At 65.4% G+C, this 25,625-nt stretch carries 15 protein-coding genes; 4 read left to right on the forward strand and 11 right to left on the reverse strand.

From position 1 onward, the window contains the following. Positions 1-56 precede the first annotated feature (56 nt). The 3 genes from RBA41_RS14225 to RBA41_RS14235 form a co-directional block, all read right to left on the reverse strand. A complete protein-coding gene (locus tag RBA41_RS14225; protein ID WP_306624662.1) occupies positions 57-2,765 on the reverse strand; it encodes an RHS repeat domain-containing protein in 2,709 nt (902 codons plus the stop codon). A 403-nt stretch (positions 2,766-3,168) separates the two neighbouring features. Beyond that, positions 3,169-5,124 carry a GAF domain-containing sensor histidine kinase gene (locus RBA41_RS14230; RefSeq protein ID WP_306624664.1) on the reverse strand — a complete coding sequence of 652 codons (1,956 nt, stop codon included), beginning with the start codon at positions 5,122-5,124 and terminating at the stop codon, positions 3,169-3,171. A 40-nt stretch (positions 5,125-5,164) separates the two neighbouring features. Continuing rightward, a complete protein-coding gene (locus RBA41_RS14235; protein ID WP_306624666.1) occupies positions 5,165-5,665 on the reverse strand; it encodes a hypothetical protein in 501 nt (166 codons plus the stop codon). A 237-nt stretch (positions 5,666-5,902) separates the two neighbouring features. On the opposite strand from RBA41_RS14235, the gene RBA41_RS14240 reads away from it, so the two are divergent. After that, positions 5,903-6,922: a choice-of-anchor A family protein gene (locus tag RBA41_RS14240; RefSeq protein ID WP_306624667.1), complete on the forward strand. Its 1,020-nt coding sequence runs from the start codon at positions 5,903-5,905 to the stop codon at positions 6,920-6,922. 47 nt (positions 6,923-6,969) lie between these two features. Here the strand turns inward: RBA41_RS14240 and RBA41_RS14245 are convergent, their stop codons facing one another. Then, on the reverse strand, positions 6,970-7,215 hold the full coding sequence (locus tag RBA41_RS14245) for a hypothetical protein (RefSeq protein ID WP_306624669.1): 246 nt from the start codon (positions 7,213-7,215) through the stop codon (positions 6,970-6,972). Between the two features lie 227 nt (positions 7,216-7,442). Between RBA41_RS14245 and RBA41_RS14250 the strand changes: the two genes are divergently transcribed. Continuing rightward, a complete protein-coding gene (locus tag RBA41_RS14250; RefSeq protein ID WP_306624671.1) occupies positions 7,443-7,826 on the forward strand; it encodes a hypothetical protein in 384 nt (127 codons plus the stop codon). Here RBA41_RS14250 and RBA41_RS14255 read toward each other — a convergent pair. The 5 genes from RBA41_RS14255 to queC form a co-directional block, all read right to left on the reverse strand. Continuing rightward, the gene (locus RBA41_RS14255; RefSeq protein WP_306624673.1) at positions 7,813-10,833 is read right to left on the reverse strand and encodes a sensor domain-containing diguanylate cyclase; all 3,021 of its coding nucleotides are present in this window, start codon (positions 10,831-10,833) and stop codon (positions 7,813-7,815) included. The two genes, RBA41_RS14250 and RBA41_RS14255, sit on opposite strands and share 14 nt — an antisense overlap. 86 nt (positions 10,834-10,919) lie before the next feature. Next, on the reverse strand, positions 10,920-11,663 hold the full coding sequence (locus RBA41_RS14260) for a metallophosphoesterase family protein (RefSeq protein ID WP_306624676.1): 744 nt from the start codon (positions 11,661-11,663) through the stop codon (positions 10,920-10,922). A gap of 194 nt (positions 11,664-11,857) precedes the next feature. Then, positions 11,858-13,018, reverse strand: coding sequence for an FAD-dependent monooxygenase (locus RBA41_RS14265; RefSeq protein WP_306624678.1), 1,161 nt, complete (start codon positions 13,016-13,018; stop codon positions 11,858-11,860). Then, complete coding sequence (lodA, locus tag RBA41_RS14270) at positions 12,996-15,158, reverse strand: CTQ-dependent lysine 6-oxidase LodA (RefSeq protein ID WP_306624679.1); 2,163 nt, start codon at positions 15,156-15,158, stop codon at positions 12,996-12,998. Before lodA ends, RBA41_RS14265 begins: the two co-directional genes overlap by 23 nt. Positions 15,159-15,735: 577 nt before the next feature. Continuing rightward, entirely contained in the window at positions 15,736-16,440 is a 705-nt protein-coding gene (gene queC / locus RBA41_RS14275) for a 7-cyano-7-deazaguanine synthase QueC (protein WP_306624680.1), read from the reverse strand. An 84-nt stretch (positions 16,441-16,524) separates the two neighbouring features. On the opposite strand from queC, the gene RBA41_RS14280 reads away from it, so the two are divergent. Together RBA41_RS14280 and RBA41_RS14285 are read left to right on the forward strand one after the other, a co-directional pair. After that, positions 16,525-18,414, forward strand: coding sequence for an autotransporter assembly complex protein TamA (locus tag RBA41_RS14280; protein WP_374709552.1), 1,890 nt, complete (start codon positions 16,525-16,527; stop codon positions 18,412-18,414). Beyond that, on the forward strand, positions 18,414-22,835 hold the full coding sequence (locus RBA41_RS14285) for a translocation/assembly module TamB domain-containing protein (protein ID WP_306624683.1): 4,422 nt from the start codon (positions 18,414-18,416) through the stop codon (positions 22,833-22,835). Before RBA41_RS14280 ends, RBA41_RS14285 begins: the two co-directional genes overlap by 1 nt. Before the next feature lies 1 nt (position 22,836). Here the strand turns inward: RBA41_RS14285 and RBA41_RS14290 are convergent, their stop codons facing one another. Beyond that, the gene (locus RBA41_RS14290) at positions 22,837-23,004 is read right to left on the reverse strand and encodes a hypothetical protein (protein ID WP_167399868.1); all 168 of its coding nucleotides are present in this window, start codon (positions 23,002-23,004) and stop codon (positions 22,837-22,839) included. Between the two features lie 105 nt (positions 23,005-23,109). Next, entirely contained in the window at positions 23,110-25,557 is a 2,448-nt protein-coding gene (locus RBA41_RS14295) for a S9 family peptidase (RefSeq protein ID WP_306624685.1), read from the reverse strand. Positions 25,558-25,625 lie beyond the last annotated feature (68 nt).

Below are 25,625 nucleotides of genomic sequence, written 5' to 3' on the forward strand. Positions count from 1 at the left end.
ATAGGTCATCACAACAATCAATGCGCCGGAGGTCAAACGGCTGAAAATACGGCGGGTCATCGTGCAGCTCCGGTTTGGCTCGTCAGACGGCCGGTTTTGTCATAGGTACGGGTAATCTGGCGCACAAGGTTGTCTTTGTGGTCGCGCACTTCTTCCTTGATCCTGTTGCCGGTGAGGTCGAGTGTATAAATGATGCTTTCGAGGCTTTCGTCACGGCCGCTGACGACCGAAGTGAGCCGGTGCGCCGCATCGTAGGTATACTTCGTCACGCTGTTGTCGGGAAACGTGACCATCTCGATCTGACCTGACGGCGTGTAGGCGTATGTGGTCGTCTGTTGAGGCTTATTTGCGTCTATGCCGCTTGATACGATTTTCGACTTGACCCATCCGCGCTCGGTGTAAGCCAGCTCTGTCGTAACGCCGTCAGGCGCGCGAATCGTGTGAACCCGGCCATGGTCGTCATATCCCCCGTAAGTCGTCGCTTTGCCGACGGCGTTCGTTACTGTGACCAAGTCGCCCGTCTTCGAGTCATAGCCGTACTTGGTGACGTCGACGATGTCGCTACGCGGACCGGTCACGGTTGTCAATTGCCCTTTATCGTATGTGTATGCCCATTTCCGGACGCTTCCCGTCAGAGGCGCATTCACTCCCTGCGCGCCCGTCAGGTCGGTGGTGGCCTGCTCGGTCTTGGTTATATTGCCGGTTTTGAAGTCGTACTGGTATTTCGTAATACGCTTGGGTTCGGCGATGGTCTCCGGCAGGCGGAATTCCGTGTGCCATTTGGTTGTGGTTTTACGTGCTGGCGAAGCAAGTGTCTGCGCGGCCAGCAGCGACGTACAATCGGCAGTTGACGCGCCTTCGACCCGCGCCGTTTCCAGATTGCGCCCGGCCTCATATTGGAAGCAGCTGTAGTTGCCGTTGAAATCCTTCGTCATGGTGACATTGCCCATGGCGTCATATTTACGTTGGGCGATCGAGCCGCACTCCACGCAGGGTGCGTAAATGTTGGTGGTTTTGGCAACCCCTTGCACATAATCCTTTTCAAAGTAGCTCACCGACGTCACCGGTTTTTCCTTCGGCCCCACATAGTGGGTCACAATTGCCAATGGCGGCCCCCCTGTATCAGGCTTAGCGACATAGGCGACCGTGACCTTGTCGATGTCTTCGCCGACTTGCGACGATGTCGCCCGCCCGGCGCAGTCGTACGTCCAGCTGATGTGGCGATCTTCATTTTCATCGACCAGGCCAGTCATCAGGTTTCTGAAAGCCGTGGGACCAAAGCCATTTCCGGTTGTTTTTGTCAATAATTTGCATTCCGCGTCGTCATTGATCTGGATTTTGCTTGCTTCGTTATACCAATACGTCTGGCTTTTTCCGTCAGGGTAAGTCACCTTGGTCAGATTGTTTGCCTTGCAGGCGACGCTCGCTTCATTGCCTGGAATGCAGCCGCCCGAGGCACCGTCGTACTCGTAAAGAGTGGACTTCCCCGCCGGATCGATCATTTCGGCAATGCGGCCTTTCACGTCATACATGAACTGGAGCTGGCGTCCCCAGTTGTTCGTCACACAGAGCAGGCGGCCGGCCGGGAGTACGTCATCCGGATGCACGTTGGCACAAGCGGGTGCGGCTGGTGGAAAATGACTGACGCTGGTGTTATTGCTGACGCCATCGCTATACGTGAATACTTGCTTGAGCCCGCTGCGTTCCGTTACGGACAACAGCAAACCCTTAGCATCGAAACGTTCCGTGCGGTCATGCTGTGCACTGGTGAGTGTCCACTCTTTTACGGACAAATTGTCTCCCGCCATGACTGGTGACAGCCTGTCGCACACGTCGGTCGAACTGGTGTAATTGCCATTGGTGGAACGGGTGAACATCGTTTGCCTGCCGTCAGGATGGCTGACGGATATCCTGCCTGGAATCGGCTCATCGCTCCTGAAACCGGACGAGCAGTCGAAGGAGCCGTCTACCGGGGACCGCCAGCAAGTGCTTCCGTTAGTGTATTGTTTTTCAGGCCTGAGCGATTTGTTATACGAATGGGTCCAGCGCACGCCAAAGCCACGAACCACGTAGGGATCCGGATAGGTGGGCGCACTATTATAGAAACGGCTCAGCGTCAGGCTGCTCGCGCTCTGCGGCGCCAGATAATCCGTTATAACGTGCCACATATTGCCTGTGGCTGGCTGAATCGGTTTGCCGACGGTCGGTCCGGGTTCTTCAGGACATCCAATGCCAATATTTTTTCCGTCCGCGTCCTTGTTTGCCTCAGGTGTGAAATAGACGCATTTATCTTCCTCAGCGGAATAGCGATAGTTTTTCGCTGCGTTGCATACCAATCGCCAGCGCTTCATAGGCAAGGGATAAGGTTCGAATTTTATTGTCTCGACGCATACGTTATTTACCACAACATAGTAGTATGCGGATATCGACTTCTGTGAATAGCCGCGCATGAAATCGGCATCTATAGTTTCAGCCCCGTAAGTTGACGATGGGGGTGACACAAAATTTATCTTACAATAGGCGCTATTCAAGTCTAGGGCTTTTACACGCGCAATCGCTGTTTTGATTGCGCCCGCCTCATCCAGGTCCTCACTGGCACCAAAAATAGTATATTTATACGGACCAAAGGTGTCGGGTCTAGGCGTAGGCTCAGCGGCCCGCGCATGGAGCGTGACACACAGGAAAATTGCAGTGATTAGTGCGAAAAAGATGCGGTGGGGCGATAGCCGCGATAAAAATGTAGCGCCTGCGAAGGGAAAAACCATGTCATACCTTTGATTTTTTAAAGTTGCAGAATTATCTCATGTTGCCTCAATGAATTTTAAAATTTGACAACAATTATTGCAAATTAATGTTGTTTGAATGAAACGCATATATATTGACATTCTGCTCTCGTCGCCATTTTTTGACGAATTGTGCCCAACGCATGATTCAAATGCTTTTCACGGATCGGGTGGGACAGGACGGCGCGCCTGAAAGGACAAGCGGGCGCTATTGAGTAGTCAACGGTGTGCAGATCGTGGCTATTTCGCGGCAACGCTTAACGACAAAGCCTGCGGCGAATGCGGGCAAGCGCGGCCATCGGATGGGAACGACTGAGGATGTACGTGGCCAGCGAGCGCGACACGCTGCGCTTCGAGCACGCTCCCTTTGGGTATCCGCAACAGCTTACGCCCCCGCTCCCGCCTGCTTGCGGCTCTGCGGAAACCGCAGCCGGTAATGCAAGCCTTCACCCGGCGCGCTATCCACCTTCACCGAGCCGCCCAGCGGCCCTGTCACCAGGTTGTACACGATGTGCGCCCCCAGCCCGCTGCCGCCCTGCCCGCGCCGCGTCGTGAAAAACGGGTCGAACAGCTTCGCCAGCGTTTCCTGGTCCATGCCGGCGCCATCGTCGCTGTAATCGAACCACACCTGCCCGCCGTCGAGCCGCACCTCGATCCGGATCAGCCCCGCCTGCTCGCGCGTGTAGCCGTGCACCAGCGAGTTCATCACCAGATTGGTCACGATCTGCGACACCGCGCCCGGAAAACTATCCAGCACAATATCGTCCGGACAGTCGACCTCGACCAACACCCGCTGCCCCTTCAGGCGCGGCTGCAGCGACAGCAGCACTTCGGCCAGGTAGGCCTTCATGTTGAAGCTGCGAATGTCCTCCGACGACTGGTCCACCGCCACCTGCTTGAAGCTGCGCACCAGCGCCGCCGCGCGCTGCGTGTTGGTGGTCATGATGCGCAGCGACTGCTCAAGGATGTCGAAAAACTGCTCCAGGCTGTCCTCGGTCATCTCGCCGGCCGCCATTTCCTCGCGCGTCAGTTTCAATTCCTGCACCAGATGGCTGGTGGCGGTCACGCAAATGCCCAGCGGCGTATTGATCTCGTGCGCCACGCCCGCCACCAGCCGTCCCAGCGACGCCAGCTTCTCCTGGCGCACCAGTTCGGTCTGCGCATCCTGCAGCGCCGTCAGGGCCGCATTCAACGCGCCGTTCTGCTGCTCCAGGCGCTCCTTGGCCACACGCACCGCGCGGTCGGCCTGCATGCGTGCGATCGCCACCGCCACGTGGCTGGCCATGAAGGCCAGCAGCTCCAGGTCGGCCTCGGTGTAGACGATGGCCGGGTCGTAGCTCTGCACGATGATCACGCCGTACGGCTGGTCGTGCACCAGCATCGGCGCGCCCATCCAGCTGGCGATCTCGACGCTGCCCAGCGGCTGGCCCATGCTGCGCTCGGCCACCAGGCGCGCATAGCTGGCCGCGTCGTGCAGGCAAGCCTGCTTGCTGTCCAGGATGTAGGAACTCATGCCAACGCCATAAGCGAAGCGCTTGACCGGCGCCTCGGCATGCTTCTGGTCGACAAAATACGGGATGCTGAACTCCTGCGTGTCCGGGTGGTACAGCGCGATCAGGAAATTTTCAGCGACGATCAGTTCGCTGATGATGTGGTGCAGGTTACCCGACAGCATCTCCGCATCGACCGCCGAGGCCGACAGGTTCGCGATCTCGTACAGCGCGTGCTGGACCGCTTCGGCGCGGCGCCGTTCGGCCACTTCGTGCGCCAGCAGCGCCGTGCGTTCGTGCACCGCGCGTTCGAGCCGGTCCATGCTCTGCATGCCCTGCAGCGCATTCGAGACGTGGTTGGCGATCAGGGAGAACAGCGCCTGGTCTTCATCGCTGTACGTGTGTTGCGGACTGTAACTTTGCAGCACGATGGCGCCCAGCGCCTGATGCTGATGGTCGAGCAGGGGGCAGCCCATCCACTGTTCGGCGCGCGTGCCGCGGCCCCAGGTATGCCCATCGACCTCGTGCGCGGCGCTCTCGGCGCCCGTCATGACCAGGTTGCGCCGGTTCATGATCACCCAGGCGGTGGGCGATTGCTCGGGCGAGGCCAGGCGCAGCTTTTCCTGGGGATCGGGCGTGGGGTCGCGTTCGTCGACGTAGTACACGAAGCGCACCGTGTGCTCCTCGCGGTCGCACAGCGCCACATAGAAATTGGCCGCATACATGATGCGGCCCAGCGCCCGGTGCACCGCGCCCACGAAGTCGGCGATGTCGGCGCACCCCGTCGAGATCTGCCCGATGCCCAGCAACATGGCCTGGACGGCTTCCAGACGGTCGAGACGGCTCTCCATCGCATTTCCCTTTACAGTGCATCAGGGAAATACTAGCAGGTCAGGAAGGGTTGCGAAAGTCGTTTTCGACCCAGGCTGTGGCGCTGGCGGGGGTTAATTTGAAGTTGGCGGGAATGCGCACCTGGGCAATCCGTTCGCCATCTTCGTCGATGGCGGCCAGCAGCGCGTAAGGATGCTCGTCGTCCGGCACGATATCGAGGGTGACCTTGATTTCGGCGCCTTCGTGCGAGACCACGGTGCTCTTGTGCAGCATGGCGTGCAATTGCTGTTCGTGGCGGCGCAGCACTTCGGCGGCGGTCTTGACCAGGGTGTTGAAGGCGTTGGTGTCGAGCGGCTTGGGATTCTTTTTATCGCGTCCCATGGTCCACGGGCCGACCAGGGCCGGCTCCGGCTCGCCATCCTTGATCATGGCCACGGCCCAGCCTTCGTCATCCTCGTTCTTGATCACGCGCGCGGTCCAGCCATTGCCTTTCCACAGGCGCGGTTCCTGGACGGGCGCATCGTCGTCGTGGGGGCTGTCGTCGGAGAATTCTTCTGTCATGAGGTCGCATCGGTGTAGCGGGCTTGGCCCGAGAGGAGAATGATAGTCGAATTCGCCGCATTCCACAGCGCCGGGCCCGCGCAGCGCCAGGGTCCGCCGCAAGCGGGGAATGCACCACAAGTCGCGATTAGAACAATCCCTCTAATTGCATGATCGCTTGCCAGTTGAAAAAAAGGTAATATTGCTGAGCGCATATATTGCACTGCAACATCCCTCTTCGCAGTTCACAGGTATCCCATGATCGCCCGTCACCTTCGCTTCGCAGCTACCGCCATCGCCGCCGCCGTGTTTTCCACGCAAGCGGCGGCAACACCGCTCAGCACCCAGCAAATCTTGCACGAGTTCAACGCCGTGGTCCTGACCGATATGAACTCGCAATCGCACGTCGATGGCCGCACCTGGGTGGGCGGCACGGCCACCGGCGGCGACTATGCGCAGCACGCGAACGACACGCCGGCGTCGAAGTACGCCGGCCTGACCGTCATGGGCAACGCCAACAGGGTGCAGGTCAATGCCTTGGGCGCCGTCATCGGGGGCAACCTGAGCGGCGCGACCATCAATGCCGGCAGCGGCGTGATCCACGGTAATGTCCACAACAGCAACCTCAACGGCGCAGCCTGGGTGGGCGGTAGCCTGACTGGCAGCAACACGAATGGCGGACGCCTGCCCTCGCTCGACGGCACCATGCAGGCCAACGCCGATGCAGCGCACTCGACCGATTTCGCGGCCACGCTGGGCGCGCTGTCGGCCAGCCTGGGCCAGATGAGCGGCACCGGCAGCACCGTCACCTTCAACGGCTATGGCAAGGCCACCTTCAACGCCGTGGCCAACGCCAGCGGTGTGGCGGTATTCAACCTGATCGACGCGGGCGTGTTCAAGGCCAGCGAGTTCGAATTCAACCTGGGCGACGCCACCACCGTGATCCTGAACGCGAGTGACGAGAGCGCGACGATCGGCGCCAACTTCCTGGGCGGCTCCGCACAAACCCTCGGCAGCAAGCTGATCTGGAATTTTCGGAATGCCACCAGCATCACCACCAACGCCCTGTTCGGCGGCGCCATCCTGGCGCCCTCGGCCCGGCTGACCAATAATCAGAATATCGAGGGCGGCGTGTTCGTCAAGTCGCTCGAACAGAACGGCGAACTGCATCTGCAAGCGTTCGACGGCAAGCTGAATCCGGTACCGGAACCGGCCACCGGCGCCTTGCTGCTGGCGGGCCTGCTCATGCTCGCCCTGACGCGCCGGCGCAGCCGCTAGAACGATAGCGCCACATGACAAAGCCCACCTGTTCAGGTGGGCTTTTTTTATGCGAACCGCTGGCGCGGCGGCGCGGGCGGCTGCAGCGGCGGACCGGGCGGCGGGATGCGCGGATCGATGGCCGGTGCCGGCGTGCCGTAGTTGAACGGCGTGATGATAATCGGTGGAATGGCCGGGGGCGCCGACGGAGGCCCCTTGGGACCGCCGCCGGCGAGCAGGATGCGCAACTGGCGCGCCACGAAGCCGCCCGCCGCCACCGCCCACCGGTCCCCTGAATAGTGTACAAAGTCCATATGCATCTCCATGCGACAGAGTGTTCAGTATAGGCAATGATGAGGGAATTTCAAGGTAGAAAATTGCGTTTTGGGTAAGGCGGGCACGCCCCCGCCGCGGGACCGCCTGCAGCACCGCCCAACCCGTCAAAAATGCAGTCTGTCGCATGCACATGGCGCCGCGCCGGCAGCCTCGCTACAGTGCAAGCGTACCAAGCAAATACCTATCCCCAACCGAGGCCACTGTCATGAAAAAATATGCTCCCCTGCTGCTCCTGTTCCTGTTCATCATGGTCGCCTGGGAGGCCATGGTGGGCCCGTCCGGCATGTCGGTCAACATCGATGGCGACGAGTTGCACGGCCCCGCCGCCGCCCTGGTCGGCATGCTGTTCGCCGGCGGCGGTTTGCTCATCGCGGGCATCGTGATGCTGTTCGTGGGCGTGGTCCTGGCGCTGGTGTTCGCCGGTCTGGGCGTGCTGGCCGTGGGCGGCCTGGCGCTCGGCGCCGTCGTGCTGGCCGTGATGGTCTCGCCGCTGCTGCTGCCGCTGGCCATCCCGCTGGCCATCATCTGGTATCTGTCGAGCCGCGCACGCAAGCAGCACGCCGGCCACGACGCGGTCAAGCCTTCGTAAGCGCGGCCATCGCATGGTCGCAAACCCGGTTGCGACCACCCGCCTTGGCCTGGTACAGCGCCTTGTCGGCCCGGATCATGGCCGCGTCCGGGCCCGCGTCGCCCGCCTCGATGGTGGCGATGCCGATGCTGACCGTGATCGCAATCGCCCGGCCATCGCCATCGAGCGGCGTGTCGGCCACGCTCTGGCGCAGGCGCTCCGCATATTGCTGCGCCGCCGGGCCGGTCGTCCCCGGCAGCAGCACGGCAAACTCCTCCCCGCCGACCCGGCCCAGGGTATCGATCTTGCGCTGGCCCGACCGCATCAGGGCCGCCATGTGGCGCAGCACCGCGTCGCCCACCGCGTGGCCGAACGCATCGTTGACATGCTTGAAGTGGTCGATGTCGAGCATCAGCACCGATGCGCACTCGTCCACGCTGCGCTGCAGCCGCGCGAACTGGTCGTCCAGGCGCGCCATGAACACGCGCCGGTTCGGCAGCCCGGTCAGGAAATCGGTGCTGGCCAGCGCCTGCAGTTCGTCGTCGATGCGTTTGCGCTCGGTGATGTCGACCGTCGAGGCAATCACGAAGCCGAGCGATTGCGCGTGTCCCGGCATGACCAGCAAGGTCAGTTCGTGCTGGCGCGCCACGCCATCGACCCGCAGGAAGCTGCTCTCGCATTCGTGGAACAGGGCGCCGCCGGTCAGCGCCACCAGCGCGTCGATGAATGCGCTGGCGTCCAGGCTGCCGAAGATCTGCGCCAGGCCCAGCGTGCCCGGCTGCTTGGCGCAGGCGCCCACGTGCACCAGCGCGGCCCCGTTCACGTCGGTGATGCGCACCAGCGACGCCAGGCGCTGCGTTTCCTCGGGACGCACGCGCAGCCACGCGCCCAGGTCGTCCACGCCGCTGGCCTGCAGGTGCGCCACCGCCTCGCGCGCGGCCGACCAGTCCTGCTCCCACAGCGCCACCGGGGCGTGGTCGTACAGGCTGCGAAAGCGCTCCTCGCCCACGCGCAGCGCTTGCGCGGCCTGGGCCTGTTCCAGCGCGATGCCGGCCAGCTGGGCCGCCTGCTCGATCAGCACCACGTGGGCCGCGCTCGGATAGTGCGGCGTGCGGTGGTAGATCGCAAAGGTGCCCAGCACGCGCCCGGACGCGCCGCGGATCGGTTCCGACCAGCTCGACGCCAGTTGCGCGCGCGCGGCAATCTCGCGGAAGGGTGCCCAGTCGGGGTGGGTCTGGATATTCTCAACGATGACCCGATGTCCGCTGGCGGCGGCGCTGCCGCATGAACCGTAGCCCGGAGCGGCCGGCAAGCCGTCGACCGCGGCATTGAAAAAGCCCGGCAGGCTGGGCGCGGCGCCGGTGTGCAGGAAGCGGCCTTCGGCGTCGAGCAGCAGGATCGCGCACAGCATGCCGGTATTGGTCGACTCCACCCCCAGCACCACCGCGCCCAGCACGGCCTGCAGCGGGGCGCCGTGCGCCAGCAGTTCGAGCACGTGGCGGTGCGCGCGCTCGCGCTGTTCGATCTGCTTGCGCTCGGTGATGTCGCGGAACGACCACAAGCGCGCGCCTTCATGGCCCAGCCGCACCGGGCGCGTGAACTGTTCGATGAAGCGCCCGTCCTTCAGGCGCAACAGCTCGCGGTGCTCCTCGTGCTCCTCCAGCCGCAGCGAGCGGCTGTACAGCAGCGGCCCCGCATGCACCAGCTGGGTCAGCAGGTGCGCGACCAAGGCCGCGTCGTCGGCCGTCAGGTCGAGCTCGTCGGGCACGCCCCACAGCGCGCGGAAACGCGGGTTCGAGGCCAGGATGCGGCGGTCGCCATTGTCGACCAAAATGGCGTCGAAGGTCGAGTCGAGGATGCTGCGCATCATGGCCTGGGAGCGCTGTGCCGCATCGGCCAGCGCGGCCAGGCGCTGCTGGCCCACGGTCAGTTCATTCGTCAGCAGCTGCGATTTGCGCAGCGCGCGGCCGGCCAGCGCGCTGCTGCGCGCCAGCATCCAGGTCAGCAGGGAGAGCAGCGCCGTCACCACCAGGCCGAGCGTGAGCACCAGTTGCGGCGCCTCGTTCTGCTGCGCCGCGCCAAAGCCGGCGCCGGCGCTGATGACCAGGGTCCAGCGCCGTCCGGCGATGCCGATGCGCTGTTCGGTGCGCAGCGCAGGTGCGCCGCCCACGAGCGCCACGGCGCCGGCGGCCATGCGCGCCTCGGGCGTGGCGCGATTGCCGTCGTGGACCTCCAGCGCCAGGGCGGCGGCGTGCTGGCCGCCCACATGCGCCAGCAGGTCTTCCATGACGAAGGCCGCATACACCCAGCCGCGCAGCAGGTCGCGCCGCTGCTCGACGCTGTCCGGCGCCTTGCGCCCGATGTACACCGGCAGGGCAATGAGCACGCCATCGGAGGCGCCCTGCCCGCGTTCGCGCGCCACCGTGGCCTTGCCGGACATGACGGGCTGGCCGCTGTCGCGCGCCTGTTCCAGCATCAGGCGCAGCGGCTCCTCGGAGAACATATCGTGGCCGAGCGCGCGCAGGCGGGCGCCGGTAAATGGTTCGAGGTACATCAGCGGCGCGTAGGCCGGGCGCGCGCCCGGGGGCGCGATCGCGTAATCGGGCAAGCCGCCGCTGCGCACCCGCGCCAGGTGCGATGCGCGCTGGGAGTCGGACAGCCCGAGAATGTAGCCGATCCCTTTCATGCCGGGATACTCGGCATCGGTTTGCTGGGTGCGCACGAAATCGGTGAACTCCTGGCGCGTGACATCATCCGAACTGGCGAACAGTCCCTGCACCCCGCGCAGCATCTGGACATGGGCCGCCATGCGCAGCGCCAGCTGGTTGACCACCGCGCGCGCGGCCGTCTCGAATTCGGTGCGCAGCTCGCGTTCGGCGTCGCGCCGCGCCGCTTCCCACAGCTGCCATGTCAGGACCAGGCACAGCGCCATCACCAGCCCGGCCAGCGCGGCCGCGCCGATCCACGCGGGTCGGCGCAAGGCTGGGTGCGGCGTCGGCACGGCCGGGGCGGGGGCGGCATGGTCCATGGAAGCGATCCTGGTGCGGGCCCGTGGCGGGCCTCTTACCGACTGATAGTACGTTAGCAAACCTTGCGTTGCAATAAGACTGTTGCCTAGATGCCCTCGATCAGACGCATGGCGAACACAATCGGCAGTCCGGCCGCGATTACGCGGCGCGCGGCGGCGCCGTTATCGTAGGGAATGCGGTAATACACCAGCTCGCGCGCGACGTCGTCGAACAGCGCGTAGCAGGCGGCGCTGTTGCCGTCGCGCGGCTGGCCCACCGCACCCGGGATCACCAGGTACTGGTGCTGCGGCGCGATCGCGATGCGCGTGCCGGGCACCGGCACGTGCGACCCCATGCGTCCGTCGTCGGCGCGCCGGTACAGCGCGGGCGTGTGCACGTGGCCGGAAAACACCATGCGCTTGCGCGCCGCGCGCAGGCTGCGCTCGGCAGGTTCCAGCCCGGTCACGTATTCCCACTTGACCGGGTCGTGGGCACTGGCGTGGACGAACAGCATGCGCTCGAACTCCTGGGTCAGCGGCAAGCCGGACAGGAAAGCCATCTGCTCGCTGCTGAGCTGGCCGCGGGTCCACTCGATCACTTCGCGCGCCTCGAAATGCATCTGCGGGCGCGTTTCATGGGTGACCGAATAATCGTGATTGCCCTGCACCGCCACCGCGCCGCGCGCCACGTGCTCCATGACGGTGTCGAGCACCCAGGCCGGATCGGCGCCGTAGCCGACAAAGTCGCCCGTAAACGCGTACTGGTCGGCTTTCTGGGCGCGCGCATGCGTCAGGCAAGCATCGAGGGCTTCGCGATTGGCGTGCAGGTCGGTCAGCAGGGCAAGGCGCATGGTGGGGGACGGCGTCGCTTGGCGCGCAATTAAGATTGTTATTTTGAAATTGATGACTAGTGTTCAACTTCATTATAGCGTGGGATGTGTTGGCGAGGATGGTGCCGGAACGACGGGCGGCACCGGCACCACGATGGCGGGACAGGAACGATGATGGAGTACGCGCAAGGTGCTGCGAAACGCCGCCCGGCTCCTCAAGCCGCCGGGCGCTCCCGCCCGTCCATCAGGCGCCGTTGCCAGAACCCCGACGCCGGCCAGCGCTGCTCATTCGCATACAAGCCGCGCCTGGTCGCCACATAGGCCTGGAAATGATCCAGCAGCGATTGCCGGTAGCCCTCCCCCAGCCCGCCGCCCTGCTCCACATGCGCATGCGCCACCCGGCCCGCATGCATGCCCGAACTGAGCGCATGCCCGATCCCCAGCGACGACACCGGATCGAAGCTGGCCGCCGCATCCCCGGCCGCGGTCCACGCCGCATCGGCCGGCAGGCGCGCCACCCGGCTGTGGATCGGATACTGGCGGAACGCTTGCGGCGCCGGCAGTTCCCGCACCAGCGCGCCGATATGCTGGGTTGCCAGCGCGTGGCGCCGCCATTGCTCCGGATCGAGCAAGTCCAGCGTGCGCAAGGTGTCGGCATCGGTCATGAAGGCCACCGCCGTGCGCCGTCCCGGCAGCGGCGCCAGGTAAAACCAGCCGTCGGCGGTCGTTTCGACCAGGGTGCGCTGCACCCGCTCGTGATCGTCGCCGGCCTCGTAGTAGGCATACACCCCCACCATGCGGTCGGTCTGCAGCACCGGGCACTGCTGCTGGCGCACCATCACACTGTTGCGCCCGCTGCAATCGATGACGTAAGCGGCGCTCAGCTCGCGCCGCCGTTCGCCCTGGCGCACGCTGATGGTCCAGCGCGCGCCAGGCGTCACCCCCAGCAGCTCGGCCGGCTGCAGGATCACCGCGCCCAGCTTGCCGGCCTGCTCCAGCAGCATGCTGTCGAACGCCATGCGGTCCAGGTGCAGGCCGCTGCCCTGGCCGTTGAACAGAAAATCGCGCACCACCAGCTGCTCGCCGCCCCAGGCGGCGGCGTGCGCGTACGATTGCAGATGGCGCTCCTCGAACCCGGCGCGCGCGATGCCCAGGTAGTCGATCAGCGGAAACAAGGCCGGCGAGACGGTCTCGCCGGGACGGAACGGGTCGAACAGGCGCCGCTCGACGATCGCCACGCGCAGCCCGGTAAAGCGGCGCAGGGTAATCGCCGCGGCGGCGCCCGCCGGCCCGGCGCCGAGGATGACGACGTCGTAATCGGCGTCGTCATCTGCGGTGCGCGAGCCGTCCGTCTCAGCGGCGGCTGGTGCGGCCATGGGACGAGGTGAGGATCTTGCGCGGCTTGTCGCCCTGGCGCGTCTGCGGCTCGGGATCTTCATCCTTGAGGAACCAGGCCGGATAGAAGTTCGAGTCGTCGCCGGTAACGAAGCTGCTCACATTGCCCACCGCCACGCTAGCCAGGTTGAAGCGGTCGTGGTTGCGCTCCTGCTCCGCAAAGTACGGATACTGGCGCCCGTAGACCGGATCGGGATTCTGGTTGGCCACGAAGCCGAGGTATTTCCACGACGTGATCATCTGCGTGAAGCTGTTCACGCCGCGGCTGTACAGCACCTGCATCCCGGCCGGCACCCCGGTCAGCTTCTGCTCCTCGGCCGTGTAGGCGCCGGCGATGACGTTCCACGGGCTTTGCGGCGGCCACCAGTACGAATAGTAGGTGGGCGGCGTGGGGATCATCGAGATCGGGTTCTTGACCTCGTTCGGATTGTCGAAATTGATGAACTGCACCGAGCAATCGAAGAAGTCGGCCTGCCACGGAATGGCCATGCGCTTGGTCAGGTCGCCCGGCTCGCAACCGGCGCCCACGGTCGGCGCGTTCCAGTCGATCGGCGCGGTTTCGTCCTCGGACCACGACAGGCCGTTGCTGAAGTAATACGCCTGGTCATGGCGGTGGCGGATCTGGTACGGCGCCGCATACACGGTCGGATTGCGCACCGACCAGGTCACTTCGATGCCGGGACACATCGGCTCGCCCACGCAATTGCCGATCCCGGCCCGATCCAGCGGATGCACATTGGGAATGGTCAACGCCGGCGCGTTCGGCTCGAACTGGCCCGCCGCCCACTGCTTGAGCAGGAAATACTGGGTATCGGTCAGCACCGAAAACTTGTCGATCACATTGTTGCGCACCGAATTCGAGCCCGAATTCATCGGCACCAGCGGCAGGCCCGTCACATCCTGCAAGCCGCTGCTGAACAATTGCTGGTTCTGGCCATCGGTAAAGCCGGCCGCCTGCTCCAGGGTGGCGTCGCGCCGCGCCGGCGGCTGGCGGAAGTAGCGCAGGAACTGCTCGCGCTGCGGCCGCGCCGCTTCGCTGGCATCGCTCGGATCGAAGGGCGGATTGATGAATGCCGTCATCGACGGCACCGTCGCCACCCACTGGTAGTCCGCCATCCGGTTCAGGAACGGCTTGATGTCTTCCCAGTAGTTGACCTTGTACTGCGGATTCCAGCCGCCCGTGTCCGCCCACCTGGCCAGGTCGTACACATCGGGCCGGGCGCCCTGGTATTTGAGCGCGCAGTCGAGCGCCACATCGTCCCAGGTCGACACATTGACCAGCTGCGGCGCGAATTTGGGCGAACCGATCACCACCCAGGCCGACAGCGTGACCTGCGTCTGGTCCTTGAAGGTGATGAGCGCCGTCACCGGACCGTCGGCGATGTCGTCGTTCCAGGTATTGCCGCCGCCGAAACCGGTAATGCTCTCGTTGCCGCCGGCGTGGCCGAAGCCGCCCAGCACCAGCAGGTTGGCGCGCGAATCGGTGCGGATTTCGCCGAGCGACTTGACCGGCAAGCCCTGGCTGACGTTGGTCGGCGGGAAGGATGCGTGGGTGTAGCCTTGCGGAACCGTGTCGGCCGTAAATTCCACCGGCGCCGCCAGCGGACCTGTCACGCTGCGTGGTCCCGGATCGATGATCAGGGCCTGGCGCGCGTCGCCGCTGGTGTCCGAATTGCGGTAACCGGTCCAGGCGGACGAGCCCACATCCCAGGCGGCGGGCGGCTCCTGCCAGGTTTCGTAGCTGTTGTACTTGCCAAACATCAGGTCGCCCAGCAAGGGGACGAAATCCCACCACGCCGATTTTTTATTGGCCACGTGAACGGACCAGACCACCGATTCGACCAGGTCGCCGGTCAGGTCCAGCTCGACTTCACCCGACCCGTCCGGAGCGGACTGGTAGATGGCGAAGGTGGCCGCCTGGCGCTTGATCAGCCCTTTCGCATCCTTGAATTGGGTCACCCTTTTGGGCGCGTTGTTCTCGAGGACCGGATCGCCGCTGGCGCTCGCTTCGATCGGCAAGCCGCCGATGCTGTCGGGCGCGAGGTAGTACGCGTCCAGGCTGTTGCCGACGCGGCCGACGCCGATCGACGGGTGAATACGGTAACTGACGGGGGATGGCATGTAGGAAGTCTCCTGATTGATTGATGGACGAACCATGTAAGTCAACAGCGGAAAGACTAAAACCAGAGCACAGGCGGTGAGAAAACGCCGGATGCGGCGAGCCTGCGGGACCGGTGAAAACCAGTCCCGTCGCCGATGCGTCAGCGCAGGGTTGTGCCTGTCATGAATGTACTACGGTGAAATTACATTAACAACAAAATTGTTAACAAATGAATCATGCAATATGGATAATACATTTGTCGCCGCCCGTCTCCGCTGCTTGAGCCGCCCGCGCAGCGACCGGACCAATCACAGCGTGCAAACTGGTCAACGCGCGGGCTGTGTGGCCGGAACCGCCAGTTCGGCAGTGCGGGCTGGCGCGGCGGCCGGCATCTCGGGCTTTTGCCTGAGCGCGAACAGCAGCGCAAGCATGGCCGGCAGCGGCAACAACGACAGGCAGGCGACGGCCACCGTCGGCGGGTGGTTGGGGCACGGGGGCAGACCGTCGCGGTTGGGCAGCTTGTTGCCCGGAATGAGGGACAGCAGGGCAAACCCCGCCAGGTTCAGCCAGGCCGGCGCACCGGCGCATCAGGCGGCGTCACGCCGCGCCCGCATACTGCAGGTAGCCGCGCGCGCGCAGGGCGCACGCCGGGCAGGTGCCGCAACCGTAGCCCCAGGCGTGCAGCGCGCCGCGCTCGCCCAGGTAGCAGGTGTGGGTGTCTTCCCGGATCAGGTCGACCAGGGCGTCGCCGCCGGCTTCGTGCGCCAGCTGCCAGGTTTGCTTCTTGTCGATCCACATCAGCGGCGTTTCCAGCTTCAGGCGCGTGGCCATGCCCAGGTTGAGCGCGACCTGCAGCGCCTTCATGGTGTCGTCGCGGCAGTCCGGATAGCCGGAAAAATCGGTTTCGCACATGCCGCCGACCAGTACGTTGAGGCCGCGCCGGTAAGCCACGGTGGCCGCCACGGTCATGAACAGCAGGTTGCGGCCCGGTACAAAAGTATTGGGCAGCCCGTTGGCCTGCATTTCGATGGCCACGTTGCTGGTCATGGCGGTGTCCGAAATCTTGCTGATCAGGGACAGGTCGACCATGTGGTCCTCGCCCAGGCGCGCGTCCCAATCAGGCTTCAATGCCCGCATCTTGCCCAGCACCGTGGGGCGCACGGTCAGTTCGATGGCGTGGCGCTGGCCGTAGTCGAAGCCGATGGTTTCGACCCGCGCGTAACGCTCCAGCGCCCAGGCCAGGCAGGTGGCGGAGTCTTGCCCGCCGCTAAACAAAACCAGTGCGCCGTCAGCTTGTTGCATATTGTATTTTCCAAATCGTTAGGCGTTCGCCATCATTGCAGCCGATCCGGTAAGATGCCTCAGCATTTTCCCGAATGGAGCGCCATGTTTCCCGCAACACCAGACAAAACAACAGCCCGGACGCCGCGCCAGCGACGAATTTTGGCACAGATTGCCGTGAGCGTGTGCCTTGCGGCACCGGCGGCAGCGGCGCTGGCGCAAGAGCCGGCGGCCACCCCACAGCAAGCTCCCGCGCGCGGTATCGACTACTCGGTCAAGGTGGACGCACCCGGCCCGCTCGACGACCTGCTCGAAGAAAATCTCGACCTGGTGCGCTGGCAGGGCAACCCGCGCCTCGACCTCGACCAGTTGCAGCGCCTGGTCAAGGCCGCGCCCGAGCAAGCCAAGACCCTGATCGCCACCGAAGGCTATTATTCGCCCAAGGTGAGCGCGGGCCTGGACACCAGCGGCGGCAAACCGGTGGCGCGCATCACGGTCGACCCGGGCCAGCCGGTGCTGGTGGGCGACGTGGAACTGGTGCTCAAGGGCTTCGAGCCGGTCGGCGTCGATTCCACCCCGTACGACGCGGCCGACCTGCGCAACCGCTGGGGCCTGCCGGTCGGGCAGCGCTTCCGCCAGGCCGACTGGGAAGGCGCCAAGCGCAACCTGCTGCGCCAGGTGATGATGGCGCGCTATCCGCGCGCCCAGCTGGCCGAATCGAGCGCCATCGTCGACCCCGACACGCGCCGCGCCCTGCTCAAGGTGGTCCTCGACAGCGGCCCGGAAGCGCGCTTCGGCGAATTGCGCGTCGAAGGCCTGAAGCGCTATTCGCGCACCATCGTCAGCAACCTCAATCGCATCCGCCCCGGCCAGGAATACAACGAAGCGGCCCTGCAAGCCTACCAGGCGCGCCTGCAGGACACCGGCTACTTCAGCACCGTGGAAGTGAGCGCCGACATGTCGGCCGCGCTGTCGGAAGACATCGACGCCATGACCGACGACCAGAACGACATCCCGCGCCCGCCCGTGGCCAACCCGGCGATCCTGCCGGTGCTGGTGCGGGTGACCGAGAACAAGCAGAAGAACGTCGACGTCGGTCTCGGTTATTCGACCAACACCGGCGCGCGCGCCCAGCTCAATTACGACGACCTCGATGTGTTCGGCCTGCGCATGAAAAGTAACCTCATCACGGAACAGAAGCGCCAGACCGCGCGCGCCGACTTCTATTTCCCGACCACCGAAAAAGGCTACAACGACAGCTTCGGCGCCGGTTTCGAGCGCAACGACCTGCGCGGCGAAGTGACCAACGTGGCCACCGTGGCCGGACGGCGCACCTGGGGCTCGCCGCTGCTCGAACGCAGCCTGACGCTCGAATTCCTCAGCGAGCGGCGCATGGTCGAAGGCGTGGAGACGCGCCGCAGCCAGAGCGTGCCGCTCACCTTCAGCTGGACCAAGCGCGCGCTCGACAACCTGGTACTGCCGACCAAAGGCTATGTGCTCAACGCGCAGTTCGGCGGCGCCGTGCTGCCGGTGCTGACCGACGAACGCTTCCTGCGCGCCAGCACGCGCTTCATCAATTACCGTCCGCTCGGCGCGTCGAGCAATCTGATCGTGCGCGCCGAAGCGGGCGTGCTGGCCTCGCGCGACAAGGCAGGCGTGCCATCGACCTTCCTGTTCCGCGCCGGCGGCGACCAGTCGGTGCGCGGCTACGGCTACCAGGAACTGGGCGTGCGCGAAGGCGACGCCATCGTCGGCGGGCGCTACCTGCTCACCGGCAGCGTCGAATATCAATACTGGTTCAAGCCGCCGTGGGGCGTGGCCGTGTTCTACGACGCCGGCAACGCCGCCGACAAATTCAAGGACCTGAAACCGGAATCGGGCTACGGGCTGGGCGCGCGCTGGCGCAGCCCGGTCGGCCCGATCAACGTCGACCTCGCGTACGGACAAGCGCTCAAAAAAGCGCGCCTGCACTTCTCACTGGGCTTTACATTCTGATGACTACCGCCGACACTCCCACCACCCCGCCGCCCCGCGAGCACGGCCAGCGCCGCTGGCCGCGCCGCGTCGCCATCGGCGTCGCCGTCACCGGCGCCCTGCTGGGCGGCGCTTACTGGTATCTCGGACGCGAAACAACCCTGCAAATGCTGGTCCAGCGCGTGGCCAACGCCAGCGGCGGCAGCATCGTCGTGAGCGGCGTGAAAGGCTCGCTGTACGGCGCCATGCACCTCGATAAAGTCGTCTACCGCACTCCGGAACAGGTGATCACCGCCGAGAATATCGACATCGACTGGTCGCCCTTCCAGTACCTGAGCCGCGGCGTCGCCATCAACAAGCTGCACGTGGCCACCCTGCGCATGAATACCCTGCGCGAAGGCGAACCGGCCAAGATGCCGGCCAGGCTCGCGCCGCCCTTCAAGCTCGAAGTCGACGATGCGCGCCTGGGCAAGGTCATCCTGACCAATGCGGCCGTCCCGGGTGCCGAAACGGTGATCGCCGACGTGCGCTTCGACCTGCTGGGCGACCAGCAGCAATGGGCATTGCGCAAGGCCAGCGCCATCACCCCCTGGGGCAAGGCCATGGCCGACGCCAGCATCGGCGCCAACAAGCCGTTCAAGCTGGCCGGCACCGCCAGCCTGACCCAGCTCGTGGTGGCCGCCGGCCAGCAGCCGGCGCAAATCAAGCTGCGCGTGGGCGGCGACCTGGTGACCACCCAGCTCGACGCGACCGCCGTCTCGGGCAAGGCCGAAGGCGACGCCAAATTCACGCTGGCGCCGTTCGACCCGATCCCGCTGCGCGCCATGACCATCCATGGCAAGAACATCGACCCGGGCTTTTTCAATCCCGAACTGCCCAAGGCCGACCTGTCGCTGACGATCACGGCGCGCATCGAAGCGAACCGCAACATCGCCGGCAGCGTCACGATCGATAACGCCGGCGCGACCGGCCCGATCGACCTGCAACGCCTGCCGCTGCGCTCCATGCGCGGCGAACTGAAAGGCAACCTGTCGGCGCTGGAGATCGGGGCGGTGCTGATCGACCTGGGCGAGGCCGGCAAATTCACCGGCAGCGGCACGGTGGCGCGCAGCGCCGCCGACAAAGGCTTAGGGACGGCCGGCTTTGCGCTGCATACCGACGGCATTGACATGAAGCGCATCCACAGCCGCATGAAGTCGACCAAGATCGCCGGCGACATCACGGTCGCCAACGCAGGCAATACCCAGACCTTCACCGCCAGGCTGGTGGAAGCGGGCATGCGCCTGGAAGCGAAAGCCACCCTGGCCGACAACGTGCTGACCGTGCAGCAGGCGCGCCTGGCCGCCGGCGGCAGCAGCGTGGGCCTGACCGGCAGCGCCAACCTGGCCGGCAAGCGTGAATTCAAGGTCAGCGCCAGCGCCGTCAAGTTCAACCCGGCCGCGTTCGGCGACTTGCCGAAGGCCGACATCAATGCCGACATCAACGCCGCCGGCGTTCTTGCGCCAGCCTGGAAAGTGGCGGCCGACTTCGCGCTGCGGCCAAGCCGCCTGTTCGACCAGCCTTTGTCGGGCAAGGGCAAACTCAATGCCGACGCGGCGCATATCAGCGGCGTGGACGCCACGCTGGCGCTGGGAAAAAATACGGCGGAATTGAAAGGCAGTTTTGGGGCACCCGGCGAAAAACTCACCTGGCGCGTCGATGCCACCGACCTGGCGGCCGCGCGCAGCGATTTGTACGGCGCGCTGGCGGCCAACGGCGTCGTCACCGGCACCATGCAGGCGCCGCGCACCACGTTCGAGGTCGACGCGACCGGCCTCGGTTGGGTGGCGGCGGCACGCAGGACCAATAACAGCCTGCTGCACGCCAGCGGCGAGGCATGGCTCGCGGGGGGAACAAATGCGGGTGCGGTCGAAGTCAAGGCGGCCGGCACGGCGCAGCGCTTCAATCCGGGCGCCTTCGGCTCGCCGCTGGCGGGCAGCATCAACGGCACGTTCGACGCCGCCGGCCGCTCCGGCCCGGACTGGCGCGGCAACCTGAATCTGGCGCTGCAGCCATCGACCCTGGCCAATTCGCCGCTGTGGGGCCATGCCAGGATCGCCGCCGACGCCAAACACGTCTCGAACGCCGACGTCGACCTGCACGTGGGACCGAACATCGTGGCCGCCAAGGGCAGTTTCGGCACTGCCGCCGACAAGCTTGACTGGCGTATCGACGCGACCCAGCTGGCCGCGCTCGGACCCGACTTCGGCGGCGTGCTCAAAGGCTCCGGCACGGTGTCGGGCACGATGGCGGCACCGGCCGTCAGCGCCGCGCTCGAAGGACACAACCTCAAGGTGCTCGGCAAGCACCAGGTCAAGACCCTGCGCGCCAGCGCCAACCTTGGCAGCGGGCGCGGTGCCGACGATCCGCTGGTAAGCGACATCGCCATCACCGAATACGTCAGCGGCGACACCCGCATCGACAGCGCGCACCTGCAAACGAGCGGCACGCGCGGCGCCCACACCCTGCGCCTGGACGCGCGCAGCGAAGCGTTCGACGCCACCGGCGACATCCGCGGCGGTTGGGCCAACAGCGCCTGGACCGGCACCGTGGCGGCGCTGCAGAACAAGGGCCGCTACGCGTTCGCGCTGCAGGCGCCGGTACCTGTGCGCATCGCGGTCGCACCCGGCGCCGGCTTGGCCGGCCTGGCCAAGCCGCAGCAGATCAGCATGAGCAACGCGGTGATCAAGCTGCCCAACGGCAGCGTGAGCATCCAGTCGCTGGAAAAGAATGGCCCGCACTGGACCAGCAAGGGCGTGGCCGCCGGCGTGCCGCTCACCTACCTTGCGCAATTCTCGCCGGGCATGCGCGACGCCATCAGCGGTAACCTGTTGCTGGGCGCCGACTGGGCGCTCGACATGCAGGCACCGAGTGGCGCCACGCCAGCCCTGAACGGCTCGCTGCACGTCTTCCGCGAGAGCGGCGACATCATCGCCGGCGCCGAAGTGCCGGTGGTGCTGGGCTTGCGCACGCTCGACCTGCGCGCCGACGTCGCCAGCGGCGCGCTGCGCATGCAGGCCAAGGTCGACGGCACCCGCGTTGGCCAGGCCGACGTGGACGCCACCGCGCAAATGATCGACGGCCGCCTGGGCAACGCGAGCCCCTTGAAAATGACGGCGAACGCCGACATGGTCTCGATCGCGTGGCTGGCTCCCTTCACCGGCCAGCCGGCACTGGAACTGGACGGCGCGTTGAAGCTCGCGCTGACCGGCGGCGGCACGGTCGGCACGCCGACCCTGAACGGCAGCGTCAACGGCGACAAACTGGCGCTGCGCTGGGCCGAACAGGGCATCAAGCTCAGTAACGGCCAGCTGCGCGCCCAACTGGCCGGCGACCAGCTGCTGCTGCAGCGCCTCAGTTTCGACGGCGTGCAGGGCACGATGGTGGCCGACGGCGCGGTGCGCTTTGCCGGCGGCGAAGCGACCATGCAGTTGAAACTGGTGGCCGACAAGCTCGAAATCCTGTCGCGCCCCGACCGCACCGTCGTCATCAGCGGCCAGAGTACGCTGGTGCGCGACGCCAAGCGCTTTTCTCTGGAAGGCAAATTCAAGGCCGACCGCGCGCTGATCGAACTGGCGCCGCAAGGCCGCCCTACCCTGTCGGACGACGTGATCGTGCTGGGACGGGCCGGGGTCGGCACGCCGGCGGTCAAGGGCGAACCGACCATGCCGCTGACGATGGATGTGGAGGCCGATCTGGGCAACGCATTCCGCCTGCGCGGCATGGGCATCGACGCCGAACTGGCAGGTGCATTGCGGGTGCGCGCCACGGGCGGGCGTCCGCCGCGCGTGAACGGCTCCATCCGCGTGGTCAGCGGCACCTACAAGGCGTATGGGCAGAACCTCGACATCGAACGCGGCGTGCTGACCTTCAGCGGCCCGTCCGACAATCCGGCACTGAACATCCTCGCGGTGCGCAGCCGGCCGGAGGGCGAGCAACTGTCCGAGACCAACGTCGAAGCCGGTGTCGAAGTGCGCGGCTCGGCCCTCTCGCCGGTGGCCAAGCTGGTGTCGACGCCGTCGGTGCCGGACAGCGAAAAGCTGTCCTGGCTGGTGCTGGGACATGGCATGGCCGCGACATCGGGCAACGAGGCGGGCCTGCTCAGCGCCGCCGCCGCTGCCCTGCTGGGCGGCTCGGGCAGCGGCGGCGGTTTCCAGTCGCGCCTGGCCAATTCGCTGGGGGTCGATGAACTGGGCCTGTCGCAGGCCAAGGGACTGGAAAGCACCGTGGTCACGGTCGGCAAGCGGATTTCGTCGCGCGCCTACCTCAGTTTCGAGCAGGGGGCGACGACCGCATCGAGCCTGGTCAAGCTGCGCTACAAGCTCAATCCGCGCATCACGCTGCAGTTCCAGACCGGAACCAACACCGCGCTCGACGTGCTGTATTCGTGGGCGTTCGACTAGCCTAGTGCAGGAAAAAGGTGCTCGGCTTCGGGTCGGGCACCGGATCGTCGTCCTGCGGGTGCTTGACTGGCGGGTGATGCGGGTGGGGATTGTCGAACGGCTCGGGAGATGGTTCATCGACCGGCACGGGGTCCGGTGCGCGGTGAAAGTCGATGGCTGCAGGGTTCATGTGGGTCGCTCCTGGTTGGTGGAGCGATGACATTAACATAAGCATCGGTGCGGGGCCGTACGCTTGACAGACCTTGAGGGGCCGCCAACGCGGCCCCTTTCACGTTTACGGCTTCGCGTTCTTGACGTATTTGTCGAGCCAGGAATTGGTCTCGAACAGCATGTGCATGATCGATTCGCGCGCGCGGTAAGCGTGGCTTTCGTTCGGCAGCATCACCAGGCGCGCCGTACCGCCCAGGCCCTTCATGGCCTGGAACATGCGCTCGCTCTGCATCGGAAAGGTGCCCGAATTGTTATCCTGCTCGCCGTGGATCAGCAGCAGCGCATCCTTGATCTTGTCCACGTTATTAAACGGCGACATGGCCTGGTACACCTCCTTGGCCTTCCAGAACTCGCGCTCCTCGGACTGGAAGCCGAACGGGGTAAGCGTGCGGTTGTAGGCGCCGCTGCGCGCCACGCCGGCCTTGAACAGGCGCGTGTGGGCCAGCAGGTTGCCGGTCATGAAGGCGCCGTACGAGTGCCCGCCGATGGCGATGCGGTGGCGTTCGGCCACGCCGCGCCGCACCACTTCGGCCACCGCCGCTTCGGCGTTGGCGACCAGTTGCGGCAGGTAGCTGTCGTTCGGTTCGGCCTCGCCCGCGCCGACGATCGGCATCGACGGGTTATCGAGCACCGCGTAGCCCATCGCCAGCATCGGCGCCGGGCCCCAGTAGCTGATCGCATTGAAGCGGAATGGCGAGCCGGTGGTCTGGCTGGCCGCGCTGGCGCTCTTGAAGTCCTGCGGATACGCCCACATCAGCAGCGGCAGCGGGCCGTCGCGCTTCGCTTCGTAATTCGGCGGCAGCATCAGGGTGGCGGTCAGGTCGACGCCATCGGCGCGCTTGTAACGGATCTGCTCCTTCTGCACGTCTTTCAGCTGCGGGGTCGGATGCGGGAAATTGGTCAGCGCCGTCAGTTGCGCCGCACCGCTGCGTTTCAGGTCGCGCACATAAAAGTTCGGGCGCTCGGTGGGCGACTCGCGCGTGGTCAATAGGCGCGAGCCATCGTCGCTGAGCACCGTCACGATGCTCTCGTAATACGGCGCCTCGCTCTGGAACAGGCGCTCCTTGGCCTTGGTGGCCAGGTTGAAGCGGTCCAGGAAAGGGCGGTCGCCTTCGTTCGAGGCGCCGCTGCCACCTAGCAGGATGGTCGAATCGGCGCCCAGCACCAGGCGCGGACGGCCGGCGCTGTCGGGCATCGTCACCGGCGAACCGGGGTTGTTGTAGCGGTCTTCGGCCGAGTAGGAAAACAGCAGATCGGGCGCCACCGTCTCGTGCTCCGGCCGGATGCGCCAGATCTTGACGGCGCGCGTCTTGTACCAGCCTTCGCCCAGCAGGGCGACGTCGCCATTGCCCCAAACCACGCGGTCGTAGCGCGAACCAAGCCTGGCCAGCACCTTCGGCTCGCCGGCGAACGGCGCGGCGTGCGAATACACGATGTCGCGCACCTCGGCCGCCTTGGCCGGATCGCCGCCATCCTGGGCTTCGGCCCAGACCAGGGTGGCCGGAGCGTCGACGCGCCAGCTGACCTTGCGCACGCCGGCGGAAACGGCATCGTTCCCCGGCGGCAGGCCTTCTTCGAGCGGCTTCTCGACCACCAGGTGCACCGGCTTGCCGCTCAAATCGCGCACGTCGACGCGGCGCGGAAAGGCCGATGCCGGCACCACGTACGAGAAGGGGCGCTGCAGCACGGAGGCCAGCAGCAGCTTGCCGTTGGGGGCCACCGACACGTTGGTGAACAATTCGGGATTGCCGATCAGGCGCAGCTTGCCCGACAGGTCGACCAGCGCCAGCTGCGAGCTGGCATAGTGCTCGAACAGGCGCGCGTCTTCTTCATTTTTCAGCAAATCCTGGTAGGTGCGCAGCTGGCGCGCGCCCACGCTGACCTGGCTGTCCTGCAGAATCGGGCCGCCCGGCACCCCGGTCGATTGCGGCGCCTTGCCGCGCCCGATGGGTTTGAGGTGCAGCAGCAGGCCTTTGGCGTCCGGCATCCAGGTAAAGCCCGAGCCGTCCAGGTAGGACAGCGGCTGCGCGGTCAGGCGCCGCGCGATGCGGGTGTTGATATCGACCAGCCACACTTCGACGCCGGACGCGCCATCGCGGTCGGCGTAGGTGACGTGGGTGAAGGCCAGGTAGCGCTGGTCCGGCGACCAGGCGCTGTCGGCCAGGCGCAGCTGGCGCGGCAGGCCCATGATCTTGATTTCCTTCTGGGTCGCGATATCGAGCAGCTTGAGACCCGTGCCGAAGGAAAAGCGGCTCGGCGAATAGGTGCGCGGATTGATGCGCAGGCCGGCCAGCTTCAGTTCCGGCTGCGCCACTTCGGCGATGCTGGGCAGGGCCGGCGTATCGACCATCATCGCCAGGTTACGCTGCGGCGACAGGCCCAGTGCCGGGGCGCGCGGCGCGTCCACGATGGCCTGCAACTGCGCCGGCGGCAGCTGGTACTGGGAATGCGCGTTGGGTGCGGCGGCGAGCAGGGACATGGTCAGCGGGACGATAGGGAGGCGATGGCGCATGGAGGGTCTCGGGTGAAGGCGATCCTCCATCTTGCGCACTACTGACGGGCTTGTCAATCTGCTCTTTT

The organism is Massilia scottii, assembly GCF_030846495.1.
Classification (GTDB): Bacteria; Pseudomonadota; Gammaproteobacteria; order Burkholderiales; family Burkholderiaceae_D; genus Telluria_A; species Telluria_A violaceinigra.